Raw genomic sequence first — 5519 nt, forward strand, 5'->3', positions numbered from 1 at the left:
AAATGAAATAATAAATAGCGGAAAAATCAGAAATTTTTACGCTAGTATACAATATGTTACAATAAGCTGTGTCAATGAAAGAAGAAATTCCGTGCATCGCGCGGGAGAGGTTCGCGAACTCCCTCTATAAAAAACTATGGAAACAACAATATCCTTAGGTATTGTTTTGTTTTTTTATTGTGACAGTTCAAGAACGTTCTTTCTTCTTATTTATAGTAGAGAAGGAGAATGAGTGAAATGAAAAAAGAAAAAGCAGTTGTTGTTTTTAGTGGAGGACAAGATAGTACGACATGTTTATTTTGGGCAATAGAGCAGTTTGCAGAGGTAGAAGCTGTAACGTTTAATTACAATCAACGTCATAAGCTAGAAATTGATTGTGCAGCGGAAATTGCAAAAGAACTAGGAATAAAGCATACGGTACTAGATATGAGTCTATTAAATCAACTTGCTCCAAATGCGTTAACCAGAACGGATATGGAGATTACACATGAAGAAGGTGAATTGCCATCGACATTTGTAGATGGACGAAATTTACTCTTCTTATCATTTGCTGCTGTATTAGCAAAACAAGTTGGAGCACGTCATATTGTAACGGGTGTATGTGAAACTGATTTCAGTGGTTATCCAGACTGCCGTGACGTGTTTGTGAAATCGTTAAATGTTACTTTAAATTTATCTATGGATTACCCGTTTGTCATTCACACGCCACTTATGTGGATTGATAAGGCTGAAACATGGAAATTATCAGATGAACTTGGAGCATTTGAGTTTGTTCGAGAAAAAACATTAACATGTTATAACGGAATCATTGGTGATGGTTGCGGTGAATGTCCAGCATGTCAACTTCGTAAAGCAGGATTAGATACGTACCTACAAGAACGCGAAGGAGCGAATAACTAATGGATAACTTTTTTGGATTTCGCATCGTAGAGAATTTGCAAAAAATGGACAAGGATATTCAGCGTAAACAACTCAAATACCATAATAAAAGAGTAATGGTCAGCAAGGAATTTACATTTGATGCAGCACACCATTTACACTGTTATGAAGGGAAATGTAAAAACTTACACGGTCACACATATAAAGTTGTATTTGGAATTAGTGGATATGTAAATGAAATAGGTCTTGCAATTGACTTTGGAGATATAAAAGAAATTTGGAAAAATGAAATCGAAATTTATCTAGATCATCGTTATTTAAACGAAACGTTACCTGCAATGAATACGACTGCTGAAAATATGGTCGTTTGGATTTATGAAAAGATGGCAGAAGCACTAACAAAAGAGAATCGAGTGAACGAATATAAAGGAGCTCGCGTTGAATTTGTTCGTCTATTTGAGACGCCGACTAGTTATGCGGAAGTAAGACGGGAGTGGATGCTTGATGAGTAAAATCCCTGTCTTAGAAATATTCGGTCCGACTATTCAAGGTGAAGGAATGGTTGTAGGGCAAAAAACAATGTTTATTCGTACAGCTGGTTGTGATTATAGCTGTGCTTGGTGTGATTCTGCTTTTACGTGGGATGGATCAGCTAAAGATCAAATTAGACAGATGACACCAGAAGATATTTGGGATGAGCTTGTCGCAATTGGAGGAGAAAATTTTTCTCATGTTACGATTTCAGGTGGAAATCCGGCATTACTGAAAAATATTGAGTTTCTTCTTTCTATATTAAAAGAAAATGGAATGCGAACGGCAATTGAAACGCAAGGGAGTAAATGGCAAGATTGGTTACTTCAAATTGATGAGGTAACAATTTCTCCAAAACCACCAAGTTCAACGATGAAAACAGATTTTCATAAGTTAGATGCTATTATTCAGAAACTAGCAGGAAAAGATATTAGTTTAAAAGTAGTAGTATTCGATGATCATGATTTTGAATATGCAGTTAAGATGCACGAACGTTATCCAAAGGTACCATTTTTCTTACAAGTAGGAAACGATGATACAAAAACAGTGGATGATGCGATGCTTATAAAAAATTTATTAGATAAGTATGAATGGCTGATTGATAAAGCTGTAAATTGTAAAGAGATGAATGATGCAAAAGTATTGCCTCAGCTTCATGCGTTAGTATGGGGAAATAAGCGCGGCGTATAACGAGAAGGGATGTTTAAAATGACAGGAAGATTAGATGAAGATTTAAAAGATGTAACATTACTAGGGAATCAAAATACAAAATATTTATTTGAATATAGCCCAGAAATATTAGAGGTGTTTGATAATAATCATCCAAACCGTGATTATTTTGTAAAATTCAATTGTCCTGAATTTACAAGTTTATGCCCGAAAACAGGACAACCAGATTTTGCAACAATTTATATTAGCTATATTCCAGAGCAAAAAATGGTAGAGAGTAAATCTTTAAAGTTGTATTTATTTAGTTTCCGCAATCATGGTGATTTCCACGAAGATTGCATGAACGTTATTATGAACGATTTAATTAAATTAATGGATCCGCGTTATATTGAGGTATGGGGGAAATTCACACCACGTGGTGGCATTTCAATTGATCCATACTGCAACTACGGGCGCCCAGGTACGAAGTATGAACAAATGGCTGACTACCGCATGATGAACCACGATCTATATCCGGAAACAATTGATAATCGTTAATAGAAAGAAAGGGCCTGTATAGTATACAGGCCCTTTCTTTCTATTATATTATGCATTTTGATTAATGACAGTATAGTTTTTATGACTTACAACTGTAAGAGGTTCCATATCTAGTTCTCTAAAATTCTTCATAATTGTTATATCAACAATAACAGAGTTTTGATTTACTTTTTGAACACGGCCTTGCATTCCACCTTTAAATTCGATGATATCTCCAGTTTCTGCGATCTGCATAAGCAACTCTCCTTGTTACAGTTTTCCCAAAAAAAGAATAAATTTGGGTTTTTTTATTTCCTCCTATTTTGAACCATATTTCCTACTTTGTAAATGTTTCCAAAGTAAAAATTCGAAAAATATTCACTTTTTGTAAGAAAATATGTAGAAAATCCATGTTTTTTAGAAAAAATAGCAAAAATGCGAGAATCTTTATATCGAGGTATAATGAAAAAGTAGAATAACCTGCTGAAGTGGGAGAAATTAGAGGCGGTAAAATGATGTTTGAATTTGTGGGGAGTGTTATAGCTTTAATTTTATTTTTATTTTCTTATATGCATTTAAAAAAGATTCGTCAATATGATACGAGTACATATTTTGATGGGATGGATGGTATCCATGCTTCGATAACACATGATAGTGGTGGGGAGATGTAAAGGTATATAACTTTATTTTCTTGCGTGGTATGATGTTTAGAACTAGTGCATAATAGAGTTCATAAGTGATGAATGGAGAGTGAAAAGAATGAAGATTTCTTTTATTCGTCATGGTTGTTTAAGTCGTATAAGAGAACCGATGACAATTAATTCATTTCACGAATGGATGAAACAGTATGATTCCGAGTCAATGATACAAAAAGCTAAAATGCCGATAGAAACAATAGAGGCAATTGAAGCAGCGAAATTTGTCTTAACAAGTGATCAAAGGCGTGCTGTACAATCAGCAGCTGAATTGACGGATTCTTTATCTTTTATGCAAAATTCTCTTTTTAGAGAAGCTGAAGTTCCTTCATGCTTTTTTGCTCCGAAGTGGTTGAAATGCACAATTAAGGTATGGATGTTCATTGGACGAACATTATGGATACTTGGCTACCATAAAGATGTTGAGTCTTATAAGGAAGTAAGAGAGAGGGTAAGGCAAGCGGCTTACCTGTTACATCGTTATGCTCTCGTACATGGAAGTATAGCTCTTGTAGGTCATAATTATGTGAATGTAATGATTGGTGCCGAACTGAGAGCGATGGGATGGTCTGGTTCTCCTATTTTGCACAGAGAGCCATGGGGATGTACAACATATACGTTTCACGAGGCGATGGATGGAAATATATTAAATACAAATTTAACATAAAAGCACACGATTTATATAAATCGTGTGCTTTCTTTTTAAGATATAGAAATTTTGACGTTTAATGGTTTTACGAGATGAGCATAAGGTTCCCCTACTAGCATAACAATTTCATCTTTTTTATAACCTAACTTTTCGTATAGTGAATAGGCGCGTTTGTTTTCTAAATTAACAAGTAAAGCGATTTTTTTATGCCCTTTTTCAGTTGCATAGATTTCGGCAGCTTCAATTAATTTAGAACCTATACCTTTTCCGCCGTGTGCACTTGAAACTGATAATGTATCAATGTAATACTCATCAAGCTCAGCTTCTTTTTCTAACGTAATTGATTCATCTTTATGTAATGCTCTTAAGTGATGTACAATTGGTGCGTCAAGCTGTGTTGCTTCACTACCGTGATAAGCGACAATAATTCCAACTGCACTCTCGTCTTGTTCATAGACAAAACAGTTTTCGTAGCTCAGACGGTTATTTTCTTTTGAGAACCATGTCTCAAGTCCTAGTAATACTTCTGCTTCAACTGTGCTACCTGTGATTTTTTCAGCAATTTCATGCAGAGCATTATACAATAAAGGAGCTATTGCCATTGCATCTGTCTTTTTTGCTTTCCGAATCATAGTATCCCTCCTAGTTCTATTTGTATATTGTAGCATAGTGGTATGGAACTTTGCATAATTGAATGCCGAAATGTTTGATATAGAGAAGTAGCTATGTTAGTATATGATATTTAGTGGACATATAGTAAAACAATATTGTTTGCGAAATAACGAAAATAAAATCATGGCATAACAACGAGATAAAGTGAAACGTTAATCAGTAAGATTTTTTGTTCATTCTACGACTGATTAGTAGTCAACACCAATCGGACTACCTGCAAATAGCGGGATAAATTTACAGTTGTTGACCTATAGAATATAAGATAAAATAAAATATTGCAGAGAGGTGAAATACATGGATAAAGAATTAGCAAATACAATTTTAGATCAGCTAAAAAATGGTGAAATAAAGGAGTATGTTGTTACGAAAGATGTATTTTATACGTTCAGAGAAGTTGTTGTAAATAGAGAAGACTTTAAGCATTTCATTGGTAACGCACAGCGAGGCGGGCAAGTGATTTATACATATTCAGAAACGCCACGTTCATAAAGGAGAATTTTGATCAGCAGGGCATCTCTCACTGATTAGTAGCCTTCACCAAACGGACGTTTCATGCGGGATAAATAAAAGATAAAGGAGAGGGGAATTATGGGCGATTTTAAACAAGGCATTTTACCACATTGGGATTATATGTGGAAAGATAGAGCCGGCAATCGATTTATGGGAATGGTTATGTATCCAGAGAAACGAAAATGTTCAGCAAAAATGCTTCAGAAAATAAAAAGAGCATATGAAGAAGCAATAGAAATTAAAGTAACTGTACAAGTTCAACATACATATCAGTACGTAGAAGGACTGATTGTATACTTTGATGAAGAGGCTCCTGTATGTACAATGCTTGATAAAGATGAAAATCCACATCATATATTTGTAAAAGATATTTTGCGCATTGAGTACTCTGAATAAAC

The 5519-nt window shown here is 34.6% G+C and carries 10 protein-coding genes and 1 riboswitch; of the genes, 8 read left to right on the forward strand and 2 right to left on the reverse strand.

The window, feature by feature from the left end; translation table 11 throughout:
* Positions 1 to 100 precede the first annotated feature (100 nt).
* A riboswitch (PreQ1 riboswitch) is annotated at positions 101 to 144 on the forward strand.
* A 93-nt stretch (positions 145 to 237) separates the two neighbouring features.
* The 4 genes from queC to queF are packed head-to-tail and all read left to right on the forward strand — an operon-like array spanning position 238 to position 2616.
* Entirely contained in the window at positions 238 to 900 is a 663-nt protein-coding gene (gene queC / locus ACQGSG_RS25985) for a 7-cyano-7-deazaguanine synthase QueC (protein WP_000711595.1), read from the forward strand.
* A complete protein-coding gene (gene queD, locus ACQGSG_RS25990; RefSeq protein WP_000368414.1) occupies positions 900 to 1391 on the forward strand; it encodes a 6-carboxytetrahydropterin synthase QueD in 492 nt (163 codons plus the stop codon). Before queC ends, queD begins: the two co-directional genes overlap by 1 nt.
* A complete protein-coding gene (gene queE / locus ACQGSG_RS25995; protein WP_000036298.1) occupies positions 1384 to 2100 on the forward strand; it encodes a 7-carboxy-7-deazaguanine synthase QueE in 717 nt (238 codons plus the stop codon). Before queD ends, queE begins: the two co-directional genes overlap by 8 nt.
* 18 nt (positions 2101 to 2118) lie before the next feature.
* On the forward strand, positions 2119 to 2616 hold the full coding sequence (queF, locus tag ACQGSG_RS26000; protein WP_001986050.1) for a preQ(1) synthase: 498 nt from the start codon (positions 2119 to 2121) through the stop codon (positions 2614 to 2616).
* Positions 2617 to 2664: 48 nt separating this feature from the next.
* Here queF and ACQGSG_RS26005 read toward each other — a convergent pair whose 3' ends face one another.
* Positions 2665 to 2850: a YkvS family protein gene (locus ACQGSG_RS26005; RefSeq protein WP_001165082.1), complete on the reverse strand. Its 186-nt coding sequence runs from the start codon at positions 2848 to 2850 to the stop codon at positions 2665 to 2667.
* A 260-nt stretch (positions 2851 to 3110) separates the two neighbouring features.
* Here ACQGSG_RS26005 and ACQGSG_RS26010 point away from each other — a divergent pair, with 260 nt between their 5' ends.
* Together ACQGSG_RS26010 and ACQGSG_RS26015 are read left to right on the forward strand one after the other, a co-directional pair.
* Positions 3111 to 3266, forward strand: coding sequence for a hypothetical protein (locus ACQGSG_RS26010; RefSeq protein ID WP_000461432.1), 156 nt, complete (start codon positions 3111 to 3113; stop codon positions 3264 to 3266).
* Positions 3267 to 3354: 88 nt separating this feature from the next.
* Positions 3355 to 3957, forward strand: coding sequence for a phosphoglycerate mutase (locus tag ACQGSG_RS26015; protein ID WP_000703098.1), 603 nt, complete (start codon positions 3355 to 3357; stop codon positions 3955 to 3957).
* Positions 3958 to 3992: 35 nt separating this feature from the next.
* On the opposite strand, the gene ACQGSG_RS26020 is transcribed toward ACQGSG_RS26015, so the two are convergent.
* On the reverse strand, positions 3993 to 4571 hold the full coding sequence (locus ACQGSG_RS26020) for a GNAT family N-acetyltransferase (RefSeq protein ID WP_000619548.1): 579 nt from the start codon (positions 4569 to 4571) through the stop codon (positions 3993 to 3995).
* A 334-nt stretch (positions 4572 to 4905) separates the two neighbouring features.
* Between ACQGSG_RS26020 and ACQGSG_RS26025 the strand changes: the two genes are divergently transcribed.
* Together ACQGSG_RS26025 and ACQGSG_RS26030 are read left to right on the forward strand one after the other, a co-directional pair.
* The gene (locus tag ACQGSG_RS26025; RefSeq protein ID WP_000356684.1) at positions 4906 to 5100 is read left to right on the forward strand and encodes a hypothetical protein; all 195 of its coding nucleotides are present in this window, start codon (positions 4906 to 4908) and stop codon (positions 5098 to 5100) included.
* A gap of 99 nt (positions 5101 to 5199) precedes the next feature.
* Complete coding sequence (locus ACQGSG_RS26030) at positions 5200 to 5517, forward strand: hypothetical protein (RefSeq protein ID WP_000502197.1); 318 nt, start codon at positions 5200 to 5202, stop codon at positions 5515 to 5517.
* Positions 5518 to 5519 lie beyond the last annotated feature (2 nt).

It is taken from the genome of Bacillus sp. GMa5/1, from assembly GCF_050172015.1.
GTDB classification, from domain to species: domain Bacteria; phylum Bacillota; class Bacilli; order Bacillales; family Bacillaceae_G; genus Bacillus_A; species Bacillus_A cereus.

Excerpts from the sequence above, each read along its gene's own strand:
- ACQGSG_RS26025 (WP_000356684.1), top strand. The coding sequence starts at position 4,906 with ATGGATAAAGAATTAGCAAATACAATTTTAGATCAGCTAAAAAATGGT.
- queF (WP_001986050.1), top strand. The coding sequence starts at position 2,119 with ATGACAGGAAGATTAGATGAAGATTTAAAAGATGTAACATTACTAGGG.
- ACQGSG_RS26020 (WP_000619548.1), bottom strand. The coding sequence starts at position 4,571 with ATGATTCGGAAAGCAAAAAAGACAGATGCAATGGCAATAGCTCCTTTA.
- ACQGSG_RS26010 (WP_000461432.1), top strand. The coding sequence starts at position 3,111 with ATGTTTGAATTTGTGGGGAGTGTTATAGCTTTAATTTTATTTTTATTT.
- ACQGSG_RS26005 (WP_001165082.1), bottom strand. The coding sequence starts at position 2,850 with ATGCAGATCGCAGAAACTGGAGATATCATCGAATTTAAAGGTGGAATG.
- queD (WP_000368414.1), top strand. The coding sequence starts at position 900 with ATGGATAACTTTTTTGGATTTCGCATCGTAGAGAATTTGCAAAAAATG.
- ACQGSG_RS26015 (WP_000703098.1), top strand. The coding sequence starts at position 3,355 with ATGAAGATTTCTTTTATTCGTCATGGTTGTTTAAGTCGTATAAGAGAA.
- queC (WP_000711595.1), top strand. The coding sequence starts at position 238 with ATGAAAAAAGAAAAAGCAGTTGTTGTTTTTAGTGGAGGACAAGATAGT.
- queE (WP_000036298.1), top strand. The coding sequence starts at position 1,384 with ATGAGTAAAATCCCTGTCTTAGAAATATTCGGTCCGACTATTCAAGGT.
- ACQGSG_RS26030 (WP_000502197.1), top strand. The coding sequence starts at position 5,200 with ATGGGCGATTTTAAACAAGGCATTTTACCACATTGGGATTATATGTGG.